Origin of the sequence: Synechococcus sp. HJ21-Hayes, from assembly GCF_024345835.1 — a bacterium.
GTDB lineage: Bacteria > Cyanobacteriota > Cyanobacteriia > PCC-6307 > Cyanobiaceae > Vulcanococcus.
Genome location: NZ_JAGQBW010000009.1, coordinates 55,077 through 77,900 on the forward strand (window position 1 = coordinate 55,077; position 22,824 = coordinate 77,900).

Below are 22,824 nucleotides of genomic sequence, written 5' to 3' on the forward strand. Positions count from 1 at the left end.
GCCATGCCGGCCACAGCCACGCCCACGGGCCCCTTGGTACTGCCCCTGGAGGCCCTGCAGGAAGGGGTGCTGCTCAAGCGCTACAAGCGCTTTCTGGCCGACGTGGAGCTGGACACCGGCGAGGTGGTGACAGCCCACTGCGCCAACACCGGCCCGATGACCGGCGTACTGCAGCCAGGCGGCCGGGTGCGCCTGCGCCATGCCCCATCGCCCACCCGCAAGCTGGCCTGGACCTGGGAGCAGGCCCAGGTACCCGGGGCCGATGGGACGCCGATCTGGGTGGGGATCAACACCGCCCTGCCGAACCGGCTGGTGCGCGCCACGATCGAAGCCGGCTGCCTGGAGCCCTGGCTGGGGCCGATCGGGGCCATCAAGGCGGAGGTGACGTACGGGGCCAACCGCCGCAGCCGGATCGACCTGCTGCTCACCCCCGCCGAGGGCGCCGGCGATCCGCGGCCCATCTATGTGGAAGTGAAGAACACCACCTGGACCAACGGCGAGCTGGCCCTGTTCCCCGACACCGTGACGGAGCGGGGGCAAAAGCACCTGGAAGAGCTGATGGGGGTGCTGCCAGAGGCCCGCGCCGTGCTGTTGCCCTGCCTGAGCCGAGCCGACGTGACCCGCTTTGCCCCTGGCGACAGCGCCGACCCCCGCTACGGCGACCTGTTCCGGCAGGCACTCGCCGCCGGGGTGGAGGTGATCCCCTGCCGCTACGGCTTCAGCGACACCGGGGTGGAGTGGCTGGGGGTGGTGGAGGTGCAGCCCCACAGCTGATCGCCGCCAGGCCCTGGGCCACGGCCCATAGAGTTGTGCCCACCCGTGCCCGGCCGACGTGGATACCCGCGCGTTCAAGCGATCCCTGCACCACTCGGATCGCTACAACCGCCGCGGCTTCGGCCGGGCTGAAGAAGTGGCCGGCAGCCTGGAGCAGGCCTACCAGAGCGACCTGATCGCCAGCCTGCGCGAGAACGGCTACGGACTCGAGCACGGGCGTCTGAAGGTGAAACTGGCCGAGGCCTTTGGCTTTTGCTGGGGCGTGGAGCGGGCCGTGGCGATGGCCTACGAAACACGCCGCCACTACCCCACGGAGCGGATCTGGATCACCAACGAGATCATTCACAACCCCTCGGTGAACGATCACCTGCGTGAGATGAACGTGCTGTTCATCTCCGTGGAAGACGGCGTGAAGGACTTCTCCGAGGTGGCCAGCGGCGATGTGGTGATCCTGCCGGCCTTCGGCGCCACGGTGCAGGAGATGCAGCTGCTCAACGAGCGCGGCTGCCACATCGTGGACACCACCTGCCCCTGGGTCTCCAAGGTGTGGAACACCGTGGAGAAGCACAAGAAACACGCCTTCACCTCGATCATTCACGGCAAGGTGAAGCACGAGGAAACCCTGGCCACCAGCTCGTTTGCCGGCACCTATCTGGTGGTGCTGGATCTGGCCGAAGCCCAGCTGGTGTGCGACTACATCCTCAAGCGAGGTGAAGGCGGCGCGGAGCAGCGCGAGGCCTTCATGCAGCGCTTCGCCAAGGCCTCCTCCCCAGGCTTCGATCCCGACCGCGACCTCATGCGGGTGGGGGTGGCCAACCAAACCACCATGCTCAAGAGCGAAACCGAGGAAATCGGCCGCCTGTTCGAGCGCACCATGCTGCAGCGCTTCGGCCCTACCGAGCTGAACGACCACTTCCTTGCCTTCAACACCATCTGCGACGCCACCCAGGAGCGCCAGGACGCGATGTTTGCCCTGGTGGATGAACCCCTGGATCTGATGGTGGTGATCGGGGGATACAACTCCTCGAACACCACCCACCTGCAGGAGATCGCCGTGAGCCGCGGCATCCGCTCCTTCCACATCGACACCCCGGATCGCATCGGTCCGGGCAACCGCATCGAGCACAAACCCCTGGGCGGCGACCTGGAGGTCGTGGAACCATTTCTGCCTGAGGGGTCCTTGCGGGTCGGCATCACCTCCGGAGCCTCCACCCCCGACCGGGTGGTGGAAGACGTGATCAGCCGGCTGATTGACCTCAGCGATAGCTGAGGATCGCGGGCTGTCACATCGGCTGCGAAGGGCGCCACAGTGCCGCTTTACATTCATTGATCAGATCCGCCCACTGGGCGACGGGGAGTTGCGAGACCATTGATCTCATCGCTGACCAGTTCCGCTGCTTCCTCCCCCGAAGGGCCTGAGGTACTGGTGACTCCCTTGCGTCAGAGCGATAACAACCGGGTGCGCTGCTACAGCAGTCAGTTCGCCGACGTGATGGAGATGCGGGCACCGGCCGACACCGTGGCGGCCTATCTCGACCGACACGAGGGTTGGTTCCGGCGTTGCGCCTCGCCGATGCAGGTGCAGCCACTGGACCGCAACGGCTACGTGCTCACCCTGGGCACCTTCGGCAATTTCGGCTTTGAGGTGGAGCCCACCATCGGCCTTGAGCTGCTGCCCCAGAGCGAGGGGGTGTACCGCATCTGCACCGTATCCGCGGAGCGGTTTCAGCCGGGCCTGCAGGAGCTCTACGACGTGGAGTTCAATGCGGCGCTCCAGCTCCACGACCAACCCGAGAACCCTGCCATCACCGATGTGCGTTGGGAGCTGGATCTGAGCGTGTGGGTGAAGCTGCCGGCCGTGATCGGTCTGCTACCGGAAGGACTGGTGCAGAGCAGCGGTGATCACCTGCTGCGCCAGATCGTGCGCCAGATCTCCCGCAAACTCACCTGGAAAGTCCAGGAGGACTTCCATGCCACCCACGGCCTGGACTGCCCTCCCCGCAAGCGTTCTCAGTTCTAAGCCGGGCGGTTCTCCCAGATCTTGTTGAGGATCTGAAGGCCACTCACGGCCTGCCAGAAGAAGAGGGTAACCACCCCCATGTTCATGCCCACGTGAATCTTGCGGGCGATCAGATTCCCCTGCTGCATCAGCGGGGAGAGGGCCGCAGCAAGCACAAGCATCGAGCTCATGGCAATGCCCACCAGCAGGTGGGGACCCACAAACAACTTGCCGTTGTTGAGGTAGGTGACGGCCATGCCCCCAAAGGTGCCCAGCACCATCAACGCCAACACCGCGCTGCCATAGAGGTAATGGCGCTTGGCGAACTGCCCCTTGATCAGGGTCTTGCGGGTTTCGGCATCGGCGGTGCGGGTTTTCTTGGCCTTGATGCCCAGAAACATCGCGTAGCCGCTCAAGGCCAGCAGGGCCCACATCGTGAGCGGATGGAGGAAGTTGAGGTTGTAGGCGAGGGCTTCCGGCATGGGGAACAGGCCGCGTTGTTCGAGATGGGAGCGAAGCTACAGCGCGCCCTCCCCCGGCTGCTGCTCAGTGAAGGAAGTGACGCCGTCCGGTGGTCACCATGGCCAGGCCCAGGGCATCACAGGCAGCGATGGAGTCGGCATCGCGCACGCTGCCACCGGGCTGGATCACGGCGCTGATGCCGTGGTTAGCGGCGAGGCGCACGGTGTCGTCGAAGGGGAAAAAGCCATCGCTGGCGAGCACGGCACCGCGGGCCTTGGCACCGGCGGCCTCAATAGCGAGTTTGGCTGAACCCACCCGGTTCATCTGCCCCGCACCGATGCCGAGGCTCTGGCCGTCCTTGGCCACGGTGATGGCATTGGAGCGCACATGGCGCACCAGGCGCCAGGCAAAGCGCAGATCTTCGAGCTCCTGGACCGTGGGCTGGCGCTGGCTCACCACCTGCCAACTGCTCTCCTCCACGGGCTGATCGTCGAACTCCTGCACCAGAACTCCCCCGAGCACGGTGCGCAGCTGCTGGCGCGTGGCCCGGATAAGGGCGTCAGGCCCCAGCTCCAGCAGACGCAGATTCGCCTTGGCCGCCAGCAGGGATCGGGCCTCGGCCTCAAAGCTGGGGGCGACCACGCACTCCAGGAACAGGCTGGTGAGGTGGCCAGCGGTGGCGGCATCCACCGGGCCATTGATGGCCACGATGCCCCCGAAGGCCGAGAGCCGATCGGCATCCAGGGCCCGCACCAGAGCATCGGCACTGGTTGTGCCTGTGGCCACCCCACAGGGGTTGGTGTGCTTCACAACCACGGCTGCCGGCCTGAAGGCATTGCTGCCGGCACCCGCGCCGGCGTAGCCGAACTCCCGCACGGTGGCGAGGGCCGCCTCGAGATCGATCAGGTTGTTGTAGCTGAGTTCCTTGCCCTGCAACTGGCTGCCACCGCCCAGTCCGGCCCCAGGCTGGGAATACCAAGTGGAGCTCTGGTGGGGATTCTCGCCGTAGCGCAGGGTTTGCTTCGCCGGCAGATCCAGCAGCAGATTGGGGCCCGCCGCCGCCTCTGGAGCCAGCTGGCCCGCCAGCCAGGAGCTGATGGCCGTGTCGTAGTCGGCGGTGTGGCTGAAGGCCTCCAGGGCCAACTGGCGGCGCAGCTCCTGGGTGATGGCGCCGGCCTTGAGGGCCTCCAGGAAGGCGACGTACTGGCTGGGGCTGGTGAGCACCGCCACATCGGCATGGTTCTTGGCGGCGGCCCGCACCATGGCCGGGCCACCGATGTCGATGTTCTCGATCGCCTGGTCCCAGGTGACATCCTGAGCGGCGATGGTCTCGCGGAAGGGATAGAGATTCACCACCACAACATCGATGGGGGCAATGGCCTGGGCCTCCAGATCGGCCTGGTGGGAGACCTCGCAGCGCTTGGCGAGAATGCCGCCGTAGATGCGCGGATGCAGTGTTTTCACCCGCCCACCCAGAATCTCGGGCGCCCCGGTGTGCTCCGCAACCTTCTTCACGGGCAGGCCGGCCGCGGCCAGGGCCGAGGCGGTGCCGCCGCTGGAAATCAGCTGATAGCCGGCGGCCAGCAGTCCCTCGGCCAATGGCACCAGACCCTCTTTGTTGGACACACTCAGGAGGGCCGTAGGCGCCATGGCGATCGCAAAAGGCTGAAGATCCAACCTACGCAGCAGCACTCCCGTTCCTGATCCGCCCATGAGCAGCCCCGCCAGCCCCAGCCCCGACCAGCTGCAACTGGGTCCAGAGCAGGCGGACCAGCGCCTGGTGCTGCTGCACGGCTGGGGTGCCGATGCCGACGACCTGCTCGACCTGGGCGAACTCTTAGTGGGCCCAGGCGTGAGCGTGGTGGCCCTACGGGCTCCGGAGCCCCACCCCTATGGCGTGGGCCGCCAGTGGTATGGCCTGCAGCCGATCGACTGGAGCCAGCTGCCAACAGCCCGGGAGCTGCTGCGGCAGCGCTTGACGGAGCTGGACCAGAGCGTGCCTTTGTCCCGCACGGTGCTGTTGGGCTTCTCCCAGGGGGGGGCCATGGCGCTGGATGTGGGCAGCAGCCTGCCCCTGGCGGGGATCGTGGCCTGCAGTGGCTACCCCCACGAGGGCTGGCAACCCGCAGGGAACCTGCCACCGGTGCTGCTCAGCCACGGGCAGCAGGATCCCGTGGTGCCCTTCGCCGCCAGCGAGGAGGTGCTGCGCCGCCTGCAGGCCTCAGGCGCTGCAGCCCAGCTGCTGGAATTCGATGGAGGGCACACCATTGATGCAAGCGTGCTGCCTGGGATTACTGGCTTCGTGCGGCAGCAGCTGAAACACCCGGCCTGCTGAGCAGGCCGGGTGTGCCCAACCCCCTGGGGGTTGGAGCTTCAGACGAAGGCGTATTCGTACTCTTCCATCTCTTCCCAGTCGTCGGCGGCCATCGACTCCAGGCCGGCGAACAGGGTGTCCTCACCGATGCGATCCACGATCGCGCGAAGGGAGGGGAACAGGAAGTGGTTCTCCTCGGCGTACTGGGCACTGAACAGCCCCTTTTCACCCCAGAAGAAGCGATCGGTGGTGTGCTCGTTGCGGCGCACATTCAGCAGTGCCGGCGGCACGATCGCGCCCTCGGCAATGAAACGACGGGCCGCCGTGACGGGCTTGTGCTCGCCGGTTTCCAGGTTGTGGGTCACCACGTGGGCGAGAACCCGCTGGCCCGCCAGACGGCGGCGGCTGATGCGCTTGCGCTTCTTGGACATGGAGCTGTGACCCAGATGGGGGATTGGGGGACGGTGGTGGAAACCGACGGACACGCTGGCTAGCTGGCGAAAGCCAGGCGGGCAGCAGATTGGTCTGAGGGTTGATTGGTCTGGCAGCCCCCAGGCCTGGGGGAACCAGGACCTGGGCTTGGCAACGCCCAAACGTCTGTCAACCGGGAGAAAGCCACCAGCAAGCCGCCTGCGAGCAGGCGAACCCGTGGCAGCACAACCGTCCGCGACGTGAAGGACACCGAGAAGGCAAAGGACGCAACTTCCTCTGCTGTAGCCTCGACCGCAGAAGAACTGCAAGCAAGACGTTCGAGTCGACGCCGCGCGGCCCGCTCCCGGACTGCGAGGTATTGGTCGATACCAGCATCTTAAGACTTTTTCCCAGATTTTGAACAAGGGCGGCGACATTTTTTGTTGGACAGCCCCCATGCGGCCCTGAGCCACCTCTGAGCCACCGCCCAGATGCAAGTCTCCAAGCGGTTTCTGGCCCTGCTCGAACAGCAGCTTGCCCAATTCGCAGATCGTCCCGACCTCCGGGCCCTGGTGGTGTATTTGGCCCTGCCAGGGGCCAACGGCAAGCCCTCTCTGGTACCGATCGGGCAATGGCCCACCAACCTCGCCCTGCCCAGTGGGGACGAAGACCCGGCCCTGACTCCCCTGGGGGAAGCCAGGCGCTGGCTCGCCCTGCGGGATGGCCAGTTGCTGCTGGGGGCGCTGCGGGTGGATGCCGATCGCTGGCCCTGGCCTGAACCACTCACGCTGCGGCTGGAGGCCACCGCCCTCTGCCTCACCGAGGCCCTGCGGCTGGACCACGAGCAGCAGCGGCTGGGCCAGGAGCTGGCTCGCCGCGACGACCAGCTCAAGCTGCTGGTGCACCAACTGCGCAATCCCCTCGCGGCCCTGCGCACCTTTGGGCAGTTGCTGCGGCGGCGCCTGGATGGCGATCCTGGCAATCGCGACCTAGTGGATCATCTGCTCGCCGAACAGGGACAGATCAACCGCTATGTGGAAGCCATTGACCAACTCGCAGACACCCCCCTGCTGCTGGCAACGGACGCCAGCAATCCACCGCTGCTGCTGCCTCCATCCCTGGGGGAGGCCAGTGGCCAATCCCTCACCAGCAGCTTGATGCCGCTGTTGCAGCGGGCCGTCGCCACCGCGGCCCTGCAGGGTCGCCCCTGGCAAGCACCGGACAACATCCCGGCCTGGCAGGGGGATGGCGGCGCCGTGACCGAAATCGTGGCCAACCTGCTCGAGAACGCCTTCCGCTACAGCGCCGCTGGCGGTGCCGTGGGCCTGCACTGCCAGAGCGGTTCACCGATCAGCATCTGCGTGTGGGATGAGGGCCCGGAGATCCCGGCCGCAGAACGGGATCACATCTTTGAAAAAGGTGTGCGCGGCAGCACGGGACAACACCGGGACGGCAGTGGCCTTGGCCTGGCCCTGGCGCTGGACCTAGCCCAGCGCCTCGGCGGTGACCTGCGCCTGATCTGCCCGCCACGGGCCGTGGATGCAGCTCTGCCGAGCCAGGGCAATGCCTTTCGGCTCACCCTGCCCAGCCAGCCCTAACGCGGCGCTAGCCAACCCAAAGGCGCACCAACGCCAGCAGCAGCAGGGTCCAGCTGGTGGTCCATTCCACGCAGGCGCCATAGGTGTCGCCGCTGTGGCCGCCAAGACGCTGGCCCAGCCGGTAGGGCACCAGCAGTGCTGGGATACCTCCCAACCAGCCAAGCCAGCACCACGGGCCCCTGCCCAGCCCCAGGGCCAGCCCGGCCAGCAGCCCCAGTAGCAGCAGGGCCGGCGCCAACTCCGCCGCGAGGCCCTGCCAGTGGCGGCGATGGAACCCGGCGGTGCCAGGGGTCTTGCCCTGATCGCGCAGGTAGGGGAAGGACTGAATGGCAATCAGAGGCGCAATGCGCCCCCACACCGCCGCCCACACCAGCGCCCAGGGGGCCGCTACCGCCAGGGCCGCCAGGGCCGCACAGCGCAGCAGCAGCACCTGCACCAGGGCCTGCACCCCACTGGCGCCAACCCGGCTGTCGTCCATGGCTTCAAGGCAGCGCTCCTGGCCCGCCGCCAGGCCATCGGCCGTGTCCATCACCCCATCGAGGTGCAGACCGCCGCTGATCCAGATCCCGAAGGCCAACACCAACGCCACCTGGGCCAACAGCCCCAGGCGCCCCTCCCCCAGGCGCCACAGCAGCGCCTCCAGCCCACCGATCACGGCCCCAACCCAAGGGGCAAAACGGGCGATGCGTTCAAAACGGGGCTGCAGCCCCGGCGGCAGCGGCAACACGCTGTAAAACACCCAGGCGCCGGCCAGATCGGCAAGCCAGGCCGGCTGGGCGTGCACACGCGAGGGGGCCATGGGCACGGACAACGGGAACCAAAACGCCTGGTGGAATCCTGCCGCGGCCGGCACCTAGGTTCCAACCATCACCCGGCGCGGCCGCCTCGATGCCGTTTCAGTTCGAGATCACGGCCCAGTGCAGCCGCACCCGGGCCCGCTGCGGCTGCTTCCACACCCCCCATGGCGTGGTCACAACGCCCAGGTTCATGCCGGTGGGCACCCTGGCCACGGTGAAGGGCGTCACGGCGGATCAACTGCGCGCCACCGGCGCCCAGATGGTGCTCTCCAACACCTATCACCTGCATCTGCAGCCGGGCGAGCAGATCGTGGCGGATGCCGGTGGATTGCACCGCTTCATGGGCTGGAGCGGCCCGATGCTCACCGATTCCGGCGGCTTCCAGGTGTTCAGCCTGGGCGATATCAACACGATCAACGACCACGGCGTGGTGTTCCGCTCGCCGCGGGACGGCGCCCGGATCGAGCTCACCCCCGAGCGCTCGATGGCGATCCAGATGGCCCTGGGAGCCGATGTGGCCATGGCCTTCGACCAGTGCCCCCCCTACCCCGCCAGCGAGGCGGACGTAGCCGCCGCCTGCCGCCGCACCCACAGCTGGCTGGAGGGCTGCATGGCCAGCCACACCAAGGCCGACCAGGCCCTATTCGGCATCGTGCAGGGCGGCTGCTTCCCCCACCTGCGCCAGGAATCGGCCCGGGTGGTGGCCTCCATGGGCCTGCCGGGCATTGCCGTGGGGGGCGTGAGCGTGGGCGAGCCCGCCGAGGAGATGCACCGCATCGTGCGGGAGGTGGGGCCGCTGCTGCCGGAGGCCGTGCCTCATTACCTGATGGGGGTGGGCACCCTGCGAGAAATGGCCATCGCCGTGGCCAACGGCTTCGACTTATTTGACTGCGTGATCCCCACCCGCCTGGGGCGCCACGGCGCGGCCCTGGTGGGCGGCGAGCGCTGGAACCTCAAGAACGCCCGCTTCCGCCACGACCACACCCCCATGGATGCGAGCTGCCCCTGCCCGGCCTGCAGCCAGCACACCCGCGCCTACCTGCACCACCTGATCAAAACCGAGGAGATGCTCGGGAAGATCCTGCTGAGCCTGCACAACATCACCCAGCTGGTGCGCTTCACCACAGCCATGGGGCAGGCCATTGCGGAGGGCTGTTTTGCAGAGGATTTCGCTCCCTGGGAACCGGAGTCTCCAGCCGCTCACACGTGGTAGCGTCCGCCTCTAGATCAGTGAATTCCGGGATGGCCGCCTACGCCCTGCAGACTCTGGCCCAGCTCCCCGAGGCCTACCAGGCCTTCGGCCCCCTGGTGGACATCCTGCCGATTATCCCCCTGTTCTTCCTGCTGCTGGCCTTCGTGTGGCAGGCCTCGGTGGGCTTCCGCTGAGCTCCCAGCTCCCGCTGATTCCAGCGAAACGGTTCCGAGAGCGGCGTGGCCTTGGCAGCGCCGCTTTTTGATGGGCACCTGATGGCCGCTACCAGGCCCAGCCTTCAGCCGCGCCGGAGCACCTCCCAGGCAAACGCCGGCAGTGCCAGCATCCGCCGCCAGCGGCTCGGCTCCTGCAGCAAGCGGTAGAGCCACTCGATCTGCAGGCGCCCCATCCACTGCGGTGCCCTCTGCTTCAGGCCCGACCACACATCAAAACTGCCGCCCACACCCATCCACAGGCCCGGCTGGCCCTGATGCAGGCGCTGGATCCAGGTTTCCTGTCGAGGCACACCGAGGGCCACCAGCACCAGATCCGGACGCGCTCCCCGCAGTTCAGCCTCCAGGCCAGGCCACAACTCCGGCGCCTGGTAGCCATGGATGGTGAGCACCAGGTTCAGGCCGGGGATTTCGGAACTGAGCCGCTGCCGCAGGGTCTGCATCACCTCGGGACTGGAGCCCACCAAGGCCACCTTCCAGCCATGACAGGCGGCGTACTCCAGCAAGGCGCGGGCCAATTCGATGCCGGGGCTGCGGCGCACCTTGTAGCCCTGGCGCCCCAGCGCCCACACCACGCCGGCACCATCGGGGATCACCAGATCGGCCTGGGCAATGGCGGCGCCCAGCTCCGGGTTGGCCCGGGCCGCCATGGTCATCTCGGCGTTGAGGGTCACGATCTGGCCGCCACCCCGCTGTTTGAGCTCCAGGGCAGCCGCGAACACGTTGGCGCTCACGGCCACTTGCACCCCCAGCACCTGGGTGAGGCGCCAGGAGGGGGGCTGCTCTGCACCCGTAAAGCCAGTGCTGGTGGCGTCAGTCGCCATTAATGCCATTCGCCGGATGGGCCGCGCGAGAGAATCTATGGCCGGCGCCCGGCATCTCAGCGCAATGACCCTCACCAGCGCATCCATGCCCTCCCTCGTGGCGCCCCTGGAGCTGAGTCCGGCTGAAGCCTGGGACCGGCTGCAGGCTCTCGACACCCAGATTGAGCGGGTGGTGCTGCAGCGCCAGCATCCGACTACCGGTCTGCTCCCCGCCAGCACCGCCCACACGGTGCATGGCAACTACGGGGATGCCTGGGTGCGCGACTGCGTCTACTCCGTGCAGTGCGTGTGGGGCCTGGCCCTGGCCCACCGGCGCCTGAGCGGTGCCACCACCCGCGTGTTCGAACTGGAGCAGCGGGTACTGCAGCTGATGCGCGGGCTGCTCAACGCCATGCTGCGCCAGGCGCCGAAGCTGGAGCGCTTCAAGCACAGCCTGCAGCCGCTGGATGCGCTGCACGCCAAGTACGACACCAACAGCGGCAACCCCGTGGTGCCCGACGACGGCTGGGGCCACCTGCAGCTCGACGCCACGGCCCTGTTCCTGCTGCAACTGGCGCAACTCACCCGCTCAGGGCTGGTGGTGATCCAGACGAGCCACGAGCGGGATTTCATCCAGAACCTGGTGTATTACGTGGCCCGGGCCTACCGGGTGGCCGATTACGGCATCTGGGAGCGGGGCGACAAGGGCAACCACGGCATGCCGGAGCGCAACGCCAGCTCCATCGGCCTGGTGAAGGCCGCCCTGGAAGCCCTGGAGGGCCTGGATCTCTACGGCCCCCACGGCAACGGGGGCTGCAGCCTGCACATCCCCCACGATGCGATAGTGCGCCTGCGCCGCGCCCTCACCGGCCTGCTGCCGCGGGAATCCGCCAGCAAGGAAGTGGATGCGGCCTGCCTGTCGGTAATCGGCTACCCGGCCTGGGCCGTGGAGGACCCCCAGCTGGTGGAGCGCACCCGCCACAAGATCCGCACGGAGCTGGGCGGGGCCTACGGCTACAAGCGCTTCCGCCGCGATGGCCACCAGACCGTGGTGGAAGACCACACCCGTCTGCATTACGAGCGGGAGGAACTGGCCCAGTTCGAGCACCTCGAATGCGAGTGGCCCCTATTTCTGGCCTATGAGCTGGTGACGGCCTGCTGCGAAGAGCGCTGGGGCGAGGCCTGGAGCTGGCGCGAGCGACTCAGCAAGCTGGCCGTGGATGTGGATGGCGAAGCGCTGCTGCCGGAGCTGTATCTGGTGCCCAAGCAGTCGATCGCGGCGGAACGGCAACGGCCCGGTAGCCAACAGCGGGTCGCCAACGACAACGTTCCCCTGCTCTGGACCCAGAGCCTCACCTGGCTGGGGGATCTGCTGCTGCAGGGGCTGCTGCAACCGGACGACCTCGATCCCAGCGGTCGTCGCCTGGAGGCGAGTCTGGGCGCCGATCAGGTATTGGTGGCCCTGGTGCCGGCCAGCGATGCCATTGCCGCGGCCCTGGAAGCCGCGGGCTTGCCCGCCAGCCGTGCCAGCGAGGGCAGCCTGCGGATCGCCAGCTCCCGGGAGCTGGGGGAACGCATGGGCGCCGTGGGGGCCACCCCGCGCCTGGGGCCCGGCGGCATCCCGCCGATGCGAATGGAAACCATGGTGACAGCCCGGCTCTACCGCCAGGGCGGCCAGACCCTGGCCTTTCTGCCGGCGGTGCTGGAGGAGGGCACCTTCTACCTCTCCGACGACCCGGAACAGCTGGTGGACGCGGTGGCCAGCGAGATCAGCCAGCTGATGCGCCACTGGCGCGGGGCCGGTGCCCCCCTGCTGTTGATCCCCGTGGAGGAGGCACCCTTCCAGCGCAGCCCAGACACCTTCCTACGGCTCGGCGACCAGTTGCGCAGCGGCCTGCTGGGGGGCGTGCCCGTGCAACTGGGCACCCTCTCTGAGCTGCAGGACCAGGCCAACTGGGCTGACCTGCCGGACCACGCCCAGCCGAGCGGTGCCAGCGCCACCACCGCCAAACCCCTGCTGCGGGCGAGCATCCGCCACGAGCCACTCACCGCCGAGGAGGAACAGGAGCTCGAAGACACCCCCAACACCACCCTGGCCGAGCGGCTCTGGCAGAGCACGTCGCTGCCGGAGCAGGCGGAAGTGCTGGAGCAGCTGGTGCGGCGCCTGGGCCTGGGGGCTCGGCTTCAGGGGCCCAAGGGCAGGGGCGAAGCCAGCCTGGAGGCCCTGCTGGAGGAGATCTACCGCCGCGCCCTGGCCGATGGCGATTGGAACGTGGTGCGGCGCTGCGCCGGCTCCATGGGGCTGGTGCACCCGCAGCTGGAGGATGCCCTCACCGACCTGCTGGTGCGCCAGAAGCAGGTGGTGGTGGGCCGCAACTACACCAACGACTCCCTGATCACCCAGCCCCAGGGCAGCCTCACGATCGCGGCGATGATCCAGCGCTTCAGCGGTGAAGACGGCCGGGAGTGGGTGCTACAGCAGGAGCTGCTCCTAGCCCTGGATGGACTGGCGCGCCAGTCGCCGGCGCTGCTGAGCGGCACCCTCACCCTGCAACTGGGCCAGCTGCTGCTGCTGCTCACCAGCGAACTGGCCAGCGAGAGGGATCTGCCGCCCGACGACGCCTTCGAGGCCCTCTGCGACGAGCCCCCCCACACCATCCGCCGCCGCCTGCGCCAGGTGATGGCCGATGTGGAGCACGCCAAGGCAGCGCTGCAGCGCAAGGAACAACTGCACGTGAGCGGCCGGGTGCGCTGGGAGGCCCCCGATCCCCTCGAGGAGCTACCCCGGGGCGGCGGCTGGCTGCAGCACCGCCAGCGGCTTGGCGCCCTGCAGCAGGTACCCCGCAACTTCTATCCCGGCATCTGGGACCTGCTGCACCACTGCCAGGGCCTGGTGATCGGCGACAAGCTGGAACGCCGCAACCGCCTGGAGAGCGGCCCGCTGGTAAGCGAAAAGACTCCCGGCGAGCGCAACTTCGCCAACCTGGTAGAGCACCTGCTCAGCAAGATCGAGGCGCCGGAATACCGCCAGCTCTGCACCGAAACCCTGATCACGCTGATGGCGTTCGTGGGCACCAATCCCCAGGTGCAGTTCAACGACTACCTCGCCCTCGACGTAGTGATCGGCCACGCCGTGCGGGTGGGCTGGCAACAGGAGCACCCGGAGCAGCCCAAGGAGCTCTATGGGGTCCACAAGGCCGATGCCTGGGAGCGCTTCTATGGCTGCTCACCAGCCCAGTGCCGCCGCTGGCAGCTGCAGGCCTTGCGGGAACTGGCGGAGGCGGGCTAGATCGGCTCCGCCAGGGTCATGCAGAGGCTGGGCTGTTCCACCGTGTGCTCCACGCACTGCTCGATCAGATCCGCCAGCAACAGAGCCCGGGAGGCCTGCGGGCCATCGACCGCGGGCTTCTCCTCACCGCGCACGCACTGGAGGAAGTGCTCCAGCTCGGCCACCAAGGGATCCACCGGGGAGGTGCTCACTTCCTCGATGAAGCCATCGTTGCGGTAGAGCAGATCGCCGTGGTCGGCGCTGACGGACTGGTTGGTCCGCCGGTGAATCTGCAGGCTGCGGTTGAGGAAATCGGTTTCCACCAAAGCACTGCGGCAATGGGCACTGAGGCTGCGGATCTTGCGGTGGGCCATCTTGCTGGCCGTGAGGCTGGCCACCACACCGTTGGCAAAGCCCAGGGTGGCGTTCACGTAGTCGATCGGGCCCTCGGCGCTGCGCCCGCCAGCGGCGGCCAACCGCACCACGGGGGCACCAGCCAGTTCCAGCACCAGGTCGATGTCGTGGATCATCAGATCCAGCACCACCGACACGTCGTTGGCCCGGTCGGGATTGGGGCTGTGGCGCCGGGCCTCCAGCACCACCACCTCCTCATTGGCTACCACCTTGACCAGCTCGCGGAAGGCGGGGTTGAAGCGCTCGATGTGGCCCACCTGCAACAGGCGACCTGCTGCCTCCGCCGCCTGGATCAGATCAGCGGCCTCCTCCTGGCTGGCGGCGATCGGCTTTTCGATCAGCACATGCACCCCGGCGCTGAAACAGGCCATCCCCACCCGGTGGTGCAGCAGGGTGGGCACGGCGATGCACACCGCCTCCACCTCCGGGAGCATCTCCTCATAGGAGGGGAACCAGCGGCAGCCGAACTGCTCCACCGCCAGCTGGCCGCGCTTGGAATCCGGATCCGCCACTCCCACCAGTTCGGCGTCGCGCAGCAAGCTCAGCACCCGGGCGTGGTGCCAACCCATGTTGCCGATTCCGATCACACCAACGCGGACAGGCTTCATGGCGTTGGGATCACGGCGCTGCGATTATCGACGATCAGGCGGCCTCCTCGGAGCCCCGGCGCGTGATCTGAACCCGGTCGATGCGGGGGCCGTCCATTGCCGTGATCACAAACTGATGGCCCTTCCAGCGCAGCATCTCGCCAGGGGCAGGGATGTGCTGCAGCCGCTCCAACAGGAAACCGGCCAGGGTGTGGTGCCCATCGGCCTCGGGGAGCTGCAGCCCCAGCTGGCGATTGAGCTCGAAGATCTCCAGATCCCCGGCTACCAGCCAACGATCGTCCTGGAGTTGCTGGAGGTCGTCTTCAGGGTTCTGGGGATCCTCCTCCTCCCCCACGATCTCGCTGTTGAGGTCGGCCACGGTGACCAGGCCCTCGGTGCCGCCGTGTTCATCCACCACCACCAGCAGGGGCTGGCCGCTGCGGATCACCGGCAGCAGCTCGGCCAGGGGGGTGATTTCCTGCACCTTGGTAACGGGAGTCACGTAGGGAGCCAGGGGCGAATCGCTTTGCAGCAACCCGCGGGCGATGGGCTCGGCCAGGCGGCGCAGGTCGAGCAGGCCGCGAATGTCGTCGAGGGAGCTGCCGATCACCGGGAAGCGGGCGTGATGGGTGGTGTGCACCGCCTCCATCAGCTCAGCGAACCGCACATCCAGCGGCAGGGTCACCATGCCGGAGCGGGGCACCATCACCTCGCGCACCTGGGTATCCCGCAGCGAGAACAGCCCCTCAAGGATGTTGCGCTCATCGGGCATCAACCCGGTAACGCTGTCGGACTCGATCAGGCTTTCGAGCTCACCGGCGGAGATGGCCGGCACCAGCTCATCCCAGTTGCGCGGCAAGCCCAGCAGCCGCAACAGGGCATCCCCCAACCGCTCGAGCACCACCAGCAGCGGTGCCAAGGTGCGGCTGAGGGCTTCCAACAGGGGGGCCAGCTTCAGGGCCGAGGCCTCAGGCCGGTGCAGCACCCAAGCCTTGGGCACCAAACCGCCCACCAGGGTGGCCACCAGCACCAGCACCAGGAACACAGCCAGATCCAGCCAGGCCTGGGTGGTGGCGGGGCTGGAGCGGGCCCAGCGCTCCGCCAGGCCACGGCTCGTCCAGCCCAGGGCCACGAGGGCAAGGGTCATACCCAGTTGCGTGGCCACCAGGGCCCGGCGCAGACGCTGCTGCAGCCGGGCCACAGACCGGGCTCCGGGGTGGCCATCGGCCTCCAACAGCTGCACCAGGCTGGGGCGCAAACGAATCAGGGCGAATTCCCCGGCGGAGAAGAACGCCAGCAGGGCCAACAACGCTGCCGGAGCCAGAAAGCGCATCGATCAGCAGCCCGGGGCTGAGGGGTGTGGGGAAGCCAGATGGGGGTCGCGGGGATCGAACCCGCCTTAGGCGAATTATGAGTTCGCTGCATTCACCAGATTGCTAGACCCCCGCAGGCCGCAACCGCGGTGCTGCGTGGTCTACCACAGGCCGCGGATGGTGCTGGTGCTGGTGACGGGCGCCGGACTCATGGCCGCACCGCCACAGCCACCCGCGGCCAGGCCGGCGCAGAAGCCATTGGACACATCCGCCGTGCGCCAGGGCAAGGGATTGCTCTGCTGCTCCAGCAGCACCGCATAGGTGTTCTGCAGGGCCGAGCCATCCCACACGATCGTCTGATCGGGGAAGCCCAGGCCCATCACCTTGGTGCCATCGCCACCACCCATGGCGATGCCCAGCAGATCGGTGATCTGGTGGGTGATGTCCACCCCGCGGGCGTAGGGAGAGGTGTAGGTGAAGAAACGGCGCTCCACCAGCTGGGGTGTGGTGGTGACCGGCCCGCAACGGGTGACCTCCACCAGCCCTTGGCGGCTTGAGGTTGCACCTCCGGCCATGGGGGCCTCGAGTGTGGTGGTGCAGACCACCGGATTGGCGGCCACCGCCAGGGGCTGCAGGGCCGCCAACGCCACGGCTCCGGCAGGCAGGGCCAGGGCGGCGAAGAGCTGCCCAACCGAAGGGGCCATGGGAGCGGCTGCGATCTGGGCGCAAACTAGACAGCCTCCCCCCGCAATGCCAGAGGCATGACCGAGCCGCTGACCCTGCCCCAGGCGAGCGCCGAGCAACGCCAGGTGTTGCTGCACTTGCTGGCGGAGCGCGCCTACCGCCACGGCAGCTTCACCCTGGCCTCGGGCCGCACCAGCAACCACTACGTGAACTGCAAGCCCGTGAGCCTGAGCGGGCAGGGCCTGGCCCTGCTCTCGGCCCAGATGCTGGGGCTGGTGGAAGCGGAAGCGGCCGCCGTGGCGGGCCTCACCCTGGGGGCCGATCCCCTGGTGAGTGGCGTGGCCCAGGCCGCGGCCCTAGCGGGCCGCGGCCTGGATGCCCTGATCGTGCGCAAGGAAGCCAAGGGCCACGGCACCGGCGCCTGGCTGGAGGGGCCACTGCCAGTTGCCGGCAGCCGCATCACCGTGCTGGAAGACGTGGTGACCACCGGCGGCTCCTCGCTCAAGGCCGTGCACCAGTTACGCGAAGCCGGCTATGTGGTGGAGCGGGTGGTGACCATCGTGGACCGCCAAGAAGGGGGGCAGGCCGCCATGGAAGCCGCCGAGCTCGACCTGCGCAGCCTGTTCCTGCTGGAGGAGGTGGCGGCCACGTCGGCGGCCATGAGCACCCCGACCCAGCCATGAGCGCCCCTGCCCGCTGGAGCAGCCCCGTGAGCCGGATCCGCCTGGACGGCCGCGACAGCCTGCGCTTCCTGCACGGCCAAAGCAGCCAGGCCCTCGAGCTGGCTAAGCCGGGCGACTGCCTGGCCACCTGCCTGATCAGCCCCACTGCCCGCATGCGGGCCCTGGCCCTGGTGCTGGTGGAGGCCGACGGTGCAGATCTGGTGGTGATCGCCGGCGATGGAGCCGCGGTGCATCAGGCCCTCGACCGGGTGCTGTTCCCGGCCGACCAGGTGCGCCTGGGTGTGCTGCAGGCGGCCACCTTGGTGCGCCTGATCGGCGCCCCTGCAGCCACCCCGGGACTGCGGCCGCGGGTGAACCTGGGGGGCGGGAGCGATCAACCCGTGCTGCTGCTGCAGCCGCACGACACCCTGCCGGCCTGGGCCGAGGCCCTTCCCGAACTCAGCCCCACCCAGGCCGAGCAGCAGCGGTTGCGCCAGGGCTTCCCAGCCGCCCCCGGCGAACTCAACGACGACACCAACCCCTTCGAGCTGGGGCTGGCCCCCTGGGTGAGCCTCACCAAGGGCTGCTACGTGGGCCAGGAAACCCTGGCCAAGCTCGCCACCTACGACGGCGTGAAGCAGCAGCTGCGCCATTGGCGCTGTGCGGGCACCGGCCCTGCGGCGGCCGAGGAACTCAGCCCCGGCACCACCCTCACCACAGCGGCCGGCGAGCGGGCCGGCGTGATCACCTCCAGGCTGGCGCGTGCCGATGGGCTGGAAGGCCTGGCCCTGGTGCGGCGCCAGGCGCTGGCGGAGCCCCAGCTGCTGGCGGCCACGGCCGGGGGCGAGCCGGTGGCCCTGGAGATCCGCGTGCCCGAGGGCTTTGTGGCACCGCCGGTGGGGGCTGGCGGGGGCAGCTGAGCGGAGGCGCGGCGTTCAGGCCTGGTCGTGGTGGAGCAGCCAGAGCGCCACGGCCCAGGTGGCCAGGCCGTCATCGTGGTTGTAGCGGAAGATGCGGCGCAGGTTGTGGCGGGAGCCCCGGCCGCTGGGGCCGACACCCCCCAAAACCGCCACTGGCGCCACCACAGCAAGGCGCGGGCGCCATCCACCCCCTTCTGGCTCCACTGGAAGCCCAGCCAGCTGGCCACGGCCTTGAGCCCGTAGCTGTTCACCGGAAGCCACCAGTGACGCCGCACGCGCTGGTGCACATCCACCAGGCGCGCCCGCAACGCGGCGATCTGGCGATCGCTGGCGCCCTGGCGCTGGGCCATGCGCACCAGAGCCAGCAGCTCGGTTTCGCCGTAGTGGAGCACCGGCCACCCGGGGTAGGCCTGCAGCAGCCGTTGCAGCCGCTGCCACACGCGAGGCTCGCCGTGCTCATGCAGCGCCAGCAGCGGCTGATAGGGGGCCTGCGCCGCGGCGGGCAGCTCGGGCCAGGTGCCATCGGCTAGCCGGGGCAGGCGCACAAAGCCGTGCAGGAAGTCGTCGCGGGCATCGGGGTCGGATTCGATGTCGTAGATCAACACCCCCGGGGCCTCCAGCAGTTCCGGCAGAGCCAGGGAGCCATCGCGGCGCAGCGCCTCACCCCGCTGCTGCACGCGAGCCTGGGTCACCAACTGGGCGGCCGCCTCACCGTGCTGCTCGCCGTGCACCGCCAGCGCCGCAGCCAGGCGATCGGGATCGGCCACGGCGAGATCCTCCAGCCGCACAATCCCCAGCTCCACCAACATGTCGCGGCGCTTGGCGCCGATGCCACTCACCTCACTGAGGTGGCCCTCCGCCCTGGCATCGCGATCACACAGGCCGCGCCAGCTGCAGAGGATGCACTTCTTGCGGTCCGCCACCAGCGGCGGCGGTGAGGGGCGCTGCAGGTCGTCGGCCAGGCGCACCAGGGCGTCGTCGAGCTGGCGCGGCAAGCCACCGGCCAAGGGCAGCTGCTCCTTCTGCAGCGCCCGGCCGGCACCTGCCAGCACGAGGCCCGTGGACACCGGCGCCTGCTGCTCCTCGGCCAGCAGCCGGCCCCACAGGGCCAGCACCAGCCGATGCTCCCGGGTAAGGCGGCGCCCCTGGCGGAACAGCACCGGCCGGTAGGCATGGCTGCCCCAGCGGCTGGAGCCTTCCACCCGCTGCAGCAGCGGGGGATGGGCCTGTAGCACGTATTGGCCGGGGCCCAGGGCCTGCAGGCGCAGGCCCACCACCGCAGGGGCCGCCGCCTGGGCTGCGGCTTCACCCCGCTGGGGGCGCTCGGGAAACAGGCTGGAAAAACTGCGCCGCTGCTCATCGAGCTGGAGGGCGCGATGGGCCGTCCAGAGGCGCTGATCGGGGTCGCCGAACTGATCGAGCCAGGCCCGGCGCTTGCAGCGCAGCCAGCTGCGCAACAGCCGGTCGGTAAGCAGAGGCTCTGGGGGCACGGCCATCAGGCTAGGCGGGCATGAGTGGCCGTCCGCACCGCCGGCACCCGCTTCACCGCAGCAGCCCCGGCCCGCTGCTAGCACCAGGAAGACCTGCCAGCGTTTCGATGGCCTCAGCGCCCCTACCTCTGGAGGCCAGCCCGATCGCCTTCGGCACCGACGGCTGGCGCGGCATCCTCGGGGTGGACATCACCGTGGAACGCCTGCTGCGGGTGGCCGCTGCCGCCGCGCGCGAACTGGAGTTCTCAGCACCGGAAGGGCTGAGCAGCCGGGAGATTGTGATCGGCTACGACCGCCGCTTCCTGGCGCCCGAACTGGCCGAGGCCATTTGCAGTGCCGTGCGCGGGGCCGATCTGGTGCCCGTGCTGGCGGACGCGCCAATTCCCACCCCCGCCGCCAGCTGGGCGGTGGTGGAGCGCCAGGCCCTCGGCGCCCTCGTGATCACCGCCAGCCACAACCCACCCGAGTGGCTGGGCCTGAAGATCAAGGGCCCCTTCGGCGGCTCGGTGGAGGGCGATTTCACCCAGCGGGTGGAGCGGCGCCTGGAGGCCGGCGGCATCACGGTGCCGGTGCCGGGGGAAACCCTGCGCTTCGATGCCATGGGCACCTATCTGGCGGGCCTCAAGGCCAAGGTGGACACGGCGGCCCTCAGCGCCGGCCTGGAGCGCCTCGGCCTGCAGGTGGTCGTGGATCCGATGCACGGCTCCGCCGCCACGGGCCTGCCGCGCCTGCTGAAGGGAGCTGCCGCCAGCGACCATCTGCGCGAAATCCGGGCGACCCGCGATCCCCTGTTCGGCGGCAACCCGCCGGAACCCCTGGCCCCCTATCTGCAGGAGCTGATCGCCGAGGTGCGGGCCTCCACGCTGGCCGGCCGGCCGGCGGTGGGCATCGTGTTCGACGGCGACGGTGACCGCATCGCGGCCGTGGATGAGCACGGTCGCTTCTGCAGCACCCAGCTACTGATGCCCCTGTTCATCGATCACCTGGCCCGGGCCAAGGGCATGGGCGGCGCGGTGATCAAAACCGTGAGCGGCTCCGACCTGATGCAACTGGTGGCCGAGGGCCTGGGCCGCCAGGTGATTGAGATGCCCGTGGGCTTCAAATACATCGCCGCCGAGATGCTCTCCAGCGAGGTGCTGGTGGGCGGCGAGGAATCCGGCGGCGTGGGCTTCGGCAGCCACCTGCCCGAGCGCGATGCCCTCTATGCCGCGCTGCTGCTGATCGAGGCCCTGGTAGAGGGCGGCCAACCCCTCGGCCAGCGCATCGATGAACTGCAGGCGCGCTGCGGTGGAGCCGCCGCCTACGACCGGCTGGATCTGCGCCTGAAGGACATGGCCACCCGTCGGCGCCTGGAGGCCTTCCTGGCAGCCACGCCACCGGCAGAGGTGGCCGGCGCACCGGTGCAGCAGGTAATCACCACCGACGGCGTAAAGCTGCGGCTCGGCCCCAACCACTGGCTGATGCTGCGCTTCTCCGGCACCGAGCCGCTGCTGCGGCTGTATTGCGAAGCCCCCAGCCAGGCCCGGGTGGACGCGGTGCTGGCCTGGGCCCGGGCGCTGGCGGAGAGCCTCTGAGATGACGATTCTGGTGATCGCCAGCGGCAACGCCGGCAAGGTGCGTGAATTCGGCGCCCTCCTCGCGGATCTGGGCCTGGACACCCAGCCCCAACCCGAAGGGCTGGAGGTGGAGGAAACGGGCAACAGCTTTGCGGACAATGCCCGGCTCAAGGCCGAGGCTGTGGCCCGCGCCACCGGCTGCTGGGCCCTGGCCGACGACTCGGGCCTGAGCGTTGAGGCCCTCGGTGGCGCCCCCGGCGTGCACTCGGCCCGCTACGCCGACAGCGACAGCGCGCGCATCGAGCGCCTGCTGCGGGAACTGAGCGACGTCGGCGCCAGCAGCCCCACCGTCCGCAGCGCCCACTTCACCGCCGCCCTCGCCCTTGCCAATCCCCAGGGCGAGATCGTGCTGGAGGTGGAGGGGATCTGCCCCGGCACGATCCTCGAAGCACCCCGCGGCAGCGGCGGCTTCGGCTACGACCCGGTGTTCTTCGTGCCGGAGGCAGAGCTCACCTTTGCGGAGATGCCCCACAGCCAAAAGGCTGCTCTGGGCCACCGGGGCCGGGCCTTTGCGGCGTTGAAGCCGCGGCTCGAAGCCCTGCTAGCTGAGGCCCATGGCAGCGATGGGCTGTAGCAACCGTCAGGGATTCAGGCCAAGCAGTAATCCAAGGCCAGGCTCACCGTGCTTTCCGGTGGCCGCGCCTCATCGGGGTTGAAGCTGCTGCGCGCCGCCATCGCGTAAGGCATGGGCCGGATCAGGCCGCCGCCGCGCTGATCGATGCGCAGCAGCTGCACGCGCCGCAGGCCGAGGGCATCAGCGATGGTCTGGGCCTGGCGCCGGCCATCCGCCAGGGCCGCCCGCAGCAGCTTGGTCTGCAGCTGGGCTTCGCTGCCACCGGCCGCTTCCGCGGTGAAACCACGCAGGCTCACGCCCGGCAACCGGCCCGCCGCCTGGATCAGGGCGTCGTAGTTGGCCTTGCTCACCACCCCCGACACCGACGTGCTGGCCTGCTCCCGCACCGGTCCGCTGCTGCCACCACCGCTGCGATAGGTGGAGGGGGCCGGAATCGTGAGCTTGCCGCTGGCTAGGGGCGCCACGACCCGGCGCACGGCCGCCAGACGCGCATTGAGCTGATCCAAAGCCGCGGTTTTGCTGGGGGCCTCAGCCTCCAGGCCGAGGTTGAAGTCAAAGCGATCCGATGCAGCGCTGCCCTGCTGCTGAACCTGCAGTTGCAGCACGGTGCCATTGCACTGCATGGGCTGCGCCTGGAGCGGCGCGACAACCCCGAAGCCCAGACCAAGCCCCAGGGTGATCGCAACAGAACGAAGCAGGGGCATGGCTGGGAG

21 protein-coding genes, 1 tRNA gene and 1 pseudogene are annotated in these 22,824 nt (G+C 68.8%); 12 read left to right on the top strand and 11 right to left on the bottom strand.

The genetic code is table 11. The annotated features are described in order from the left end of the window. The first annotated feature begins 3 nt into the window (after positions 1-3). The 3 genes from sfsA (at position 4) to KBZ14_RS08740 (ending at position 2,794) form a co-directional block, all read left to right on the top strand. The gene (sfsA, locus tag KBZ14_RS08730; protein ID WP_255117938.1) at positions 4-774 is read left to right on the top strand and encodes a DNA/RNA nuclease SfsA; all 771 of its coding nucleotides are present in this window, start codon (positions 4-6) and stop codon (positions 772-774) included. A gap of 58 nt (positions 775-832) precedes the next feature. Beyond that, on the top strand, positions 833-2,044 hold the full coding sequence (locus KBZ14_RS08735; RefSeq protein WP_255117939.1) for a 4-hydroxy-3-methylbut-2-enyl diphosphate reductase: 1,212 nt from the start codon (positions 833-835) through the stop codon (positions 2,042-2,044). 156 nt (positions 2,045-2,200) lie between these two features. After that, positions 2,201-2,794, top strand: coding sequence for a DUF1997 domain-containing protein (locus KBZ14_RS08740; protein ID WP_255117940.1), 594 nt, complete (start codon positions 2,201-2,203; stop codon positions 2,792-2,794). Here KBZ14_RS08740 and KBZ14_RS08745 read toward each other — a convergent pair. Both KBZ14_RS08745 and purH read right to left on the bottom strand, forming a co-directional pair. Continuing rightward, positions 2,791-3,255 carry a DUF4079 domain-containing protein gene (locus KBZ14_RS08745; RefSeq protein WP_255117941.1) on the bottom strand — a complete coding sequence of 155 codons (465 nt, stop codon included), beginning with the start codon at positions 3,253-3,255 and terminating at the stop codon, positions 2,791-2,793. The genes KBZ14_RS08740 and KBZ14_RS08745 overlap by 4 nt on opposite strands. Before the next feature lie 64 nt (positions 3,256-3,319). Further along, positions 3,320-4,885: a bifunctional phosphoribosylaminoimidazolecarboxamide formyltransferase/IMP cyclohydrolase gene (gene purH / locus KBZ14_RS08750; RefSeq protein WP_255117942.1), complete on the bottom strand. Its 1,566-nt coding sequence runs from the start codon at positions 4,883-4,885 to the stop codon at positions 3,320-3,322. 61 nt (positions 4,886-4,946) lie between these two features. Here purH and KBZ14_RS08755 point away from each other — a divergent pair, with 61 nt between their 5' ends. Further along, positions 4,947-5,570: an alpha/beta hydrolase gene (locus KBZ14_RS08755; protein WP_255117943.1), complete on the top strand. Its 624-nt coding sequence runs from the start codon at positions 4,947-4,949 to the stop codon at positions 5,568-5,570. Between the two features lie 38 nt (positions 5,571-5,608). Here the strand turns inward: KBZ14_RS08755 and KBZ14_RS08760 are convergent, their stop codons facing one another. Continuing rightward, entirely contained in the window at positions 5,609-5,980 is a 372-nt protein-coding gene (locus KBZ14_RS08760; RefSeq protein WP_255117944.1) for a DUF3155 domain-containing protein, read from the bottom strand. Positions 5,981-6,451: 471 nt separating this feature from the next. Between KBZ14_RS08760 and KBZ14_RS08765 the strand changes: the two genes are divergently transcribed. Further along, positions 6,452-7,558: a sensor histidine kinase gene (locus KBZ14_RS08765; RefSeq protein ID WP_255117945.1), complete on the top strand. Its 1,107-nt coding sequence runs from the start codon at positions 6,452-6,454 to the stop codon at positions 7,556-7,558. A gap of 7 nt (positions 7,559-7,565) precedes the next feature. Here the strand turns inward: KBZ14_RS08765 and KBZ14_RS08770 are convergent, their stop codons facing one another. Next, positions 7,566-8,357, bottom strand: coding sequence for an adenosylcobinamide-GDP ribazoletransferase (locus tag KBZ14_RS08770; protein WP_255117946.1), 792 nt, complete (start codon positions 8,355-8,357; stop codon positions 7,566-7,568). 89 nt (positions 8,358-8,446) lie between these two features. On the opposite strand from KBZ14_RS08770, the gene tgt reads away from it, so the two are divergent. Further along, on the top strand, positions 8,447-9,568 hold the full coding sequence (gene tgt / locus KBZ14_RS08775) for a tRNA guanosine(34) transglycosylase Tgt (protein WP_255117947.1): 1,122 nt from the start codon (positions 8,447-8,449) through the stop codon (positions 9,566-9,568). Positions 9,569-9,597: 29 nt separating this feature from the next. Then, positions 9,598-9,741 (top strand): photosystem II reaction center protein K, encoded by a 144-nt coding sequence (locus KBZ14_RS08780; RefSeq protein ID WP_094589924.1) that lies wholly within the window; start codon positions 9,598-9,600, stop codon positions 9,739-9,741. A gap of 104 nt (positions 9,742-9,845) precedes the next feature. Here the strand turns inward: KBZ14_RS08780 and KBZ14_RS08785 are convergent, their stop codons facing one another. After that, a complete protein-coding gene (locus KBZ14_RS08785; protein WP_255117948.1) occupies positions 9,846-10,604 on the bottom strand; it encodes a WecB/TagA/CpsF family glycosyltransferase in 759 nt (252 codons plus the stop codon). A 64-nt stretch (positions 10,605-10,668) separates the two neighbouring features. Here KBZ14_RS08785 and KBZ14_RS08790 point away from each other — a divergent pair, with 64 nt between their 5' ends. Continuing rightward, the gene (locus KBZ14_RS08790; RefSeq protein WP_255117949.1) at positions 10,669-13,872 is read left to right on the top strand and encodes a glycoside hydrolase family 15 protein; all 3,204 of its coding nucleotides are present in this window, start codon (positions 10,669-10,671) and stop codon (positions 13,870-13,872) included. On the opposite strand, the gene KBZ14_RS08795 is transcribed toward KBZ14_RS08790, so the two are convergent. The 4 genes from KBZ14_RS08795 to KBZ14_RS08810 all read right to left on the bottom strand — a co-directional run bounded on the left by KBZ14_RS08795 (position 13,869) and on the right by KBZ14_RS08810 (position 16,869). Next, a complete protein-coding gene (locus KBZ14_RS08795) occupies positions 13,869-14,873 on the bottom strand; it encodes a Gfo/Idh/MocA family protein (protein ID WP_255117950.1) in 1,005 nt (334 codons plus the stop codon). The two genes, KBZ14_RS08790 and KBZ14_RS08795, sit on opposite strands and share 4 nt — an antisense overlap. 34 nt (positions 14,874-14,907) lie before the next feature. Further along, a complete protein-coding gene (locus KBZ14_RS08800; RefSeq protein WP_255117951.1) occupies positions 14,908-16,185 on the bottom strand; it encodes a hemolysin family protein in 1,278 nt (425 codons plus the stop codon). Between the two features lie 40 nt (positions 16,186-16,225). Further along, a tRNA-Ile gene (locus tag KBZ14_RS08805) sits at positions 16,226-16,298 on the bottom strand. A 28-nt stretch (positions 16,299-16,326) separates the two neighbouring features. After that, complete coding sequence (locus KBZ14_RS08810) at positions 16,327-16,869, bottom strand: Occludin/ELL family protein (protein WP_255117952.1); 543 nt, start codon at positions 16,867-16,869, stop codon at positions 16,327-16,329. Between the two features lie 57 nt (positions 16,870-16,926). On the opposite strand from KBZ14_RS08810, the gene pyrE reads away from it, so the two are divergent. Both pyrE and ygfZ read left to right on the top strand, forming a co-directional pair. After that, positions 16,927-17,532 (top strand): orotate phosphoribosyltransferase, encoded by a 606-nt coding sequence (pyrE, locus tag KBZ14_RS08815; RefSeq protein WP_255117953.1) that lies wholly within the window; start codon positions 16,927-16,929, stop codon positions 17,530-17,532. Continuing rightward, a complete protein-coding gene (ygfZ, locus tag KBZ14_RS08820) occupies positions 17,529-18,431 on the top strand; it encodes a CAF17-like 4Fe-4S cluster assembly/insertion protein YgfZ (protein ID WP_255117954.1) in 903 nt (300 codons plus the stop codon). Before pyrE ends, ygfZ begins: the two co-directional genes overlap by 4 nt. Before the next feature lie 15 nt (positions 18,432-18,446). Here ygfZ and KBZ14_RS08825 read toward each other — a convergent pair. Beyond that, positions 18,447-19,927 (bottom strand): annotated as a pseudogene (locus KBZ14_RS08825) (TM0106 family RecB-like putative nuclease). Positions 19,928-20,028: 101 nt separating this feature from the next. Between KBZ14_RS08825 and KBZ14_RS08830 the strand changes: the two are divergent. Together KBZ14_RS08830 and rdgB are read left to right on the top strand one after the other, a co-directional pair. Next, positions 20,029-21,495, top strand: a complete 1,467-nt coding sequence (locus KBZ14_RS08830) for a phosphohexomutase domain-containing protein (protein ID WP_255117955.1) — start codon at positions 20,029-20,031, stop codon at positions 21,493-21,495. Position 21,496: 1 nt separating this feature from the next. Further along, positions 21,497-22,111: an RdgB/HAM1 family non-canonical purine NTP pyrophosphatase gene (gene rdgB, locus KBZ14_RS08835; protein ID WP_255117956.1), complete on the top strand. Its 615-nt coding sequence runs from the start codon at positions 21,497-21,499 to the stop codon at positions 22,109-22,111. Positions 22,112-22,125: 14 nt separating this feature from the next. Here rdgB and KBZ14_RS08840 read toward each other — a convergent pair whose 3' ends face one another. Then, positions 22,126-22,815: an SIMPL domain-containing protein gene (locus KBZ14_RS08840; protein ID WP_255117957.1), complete on the bottom strand. Its 690-nt coding sequence runs from the start codon at positions 22,813-22,815 to the stop codon at positions 22,126-22,128. Positions 22,816-22,824 lie beyond the last annotated feature (9 nt).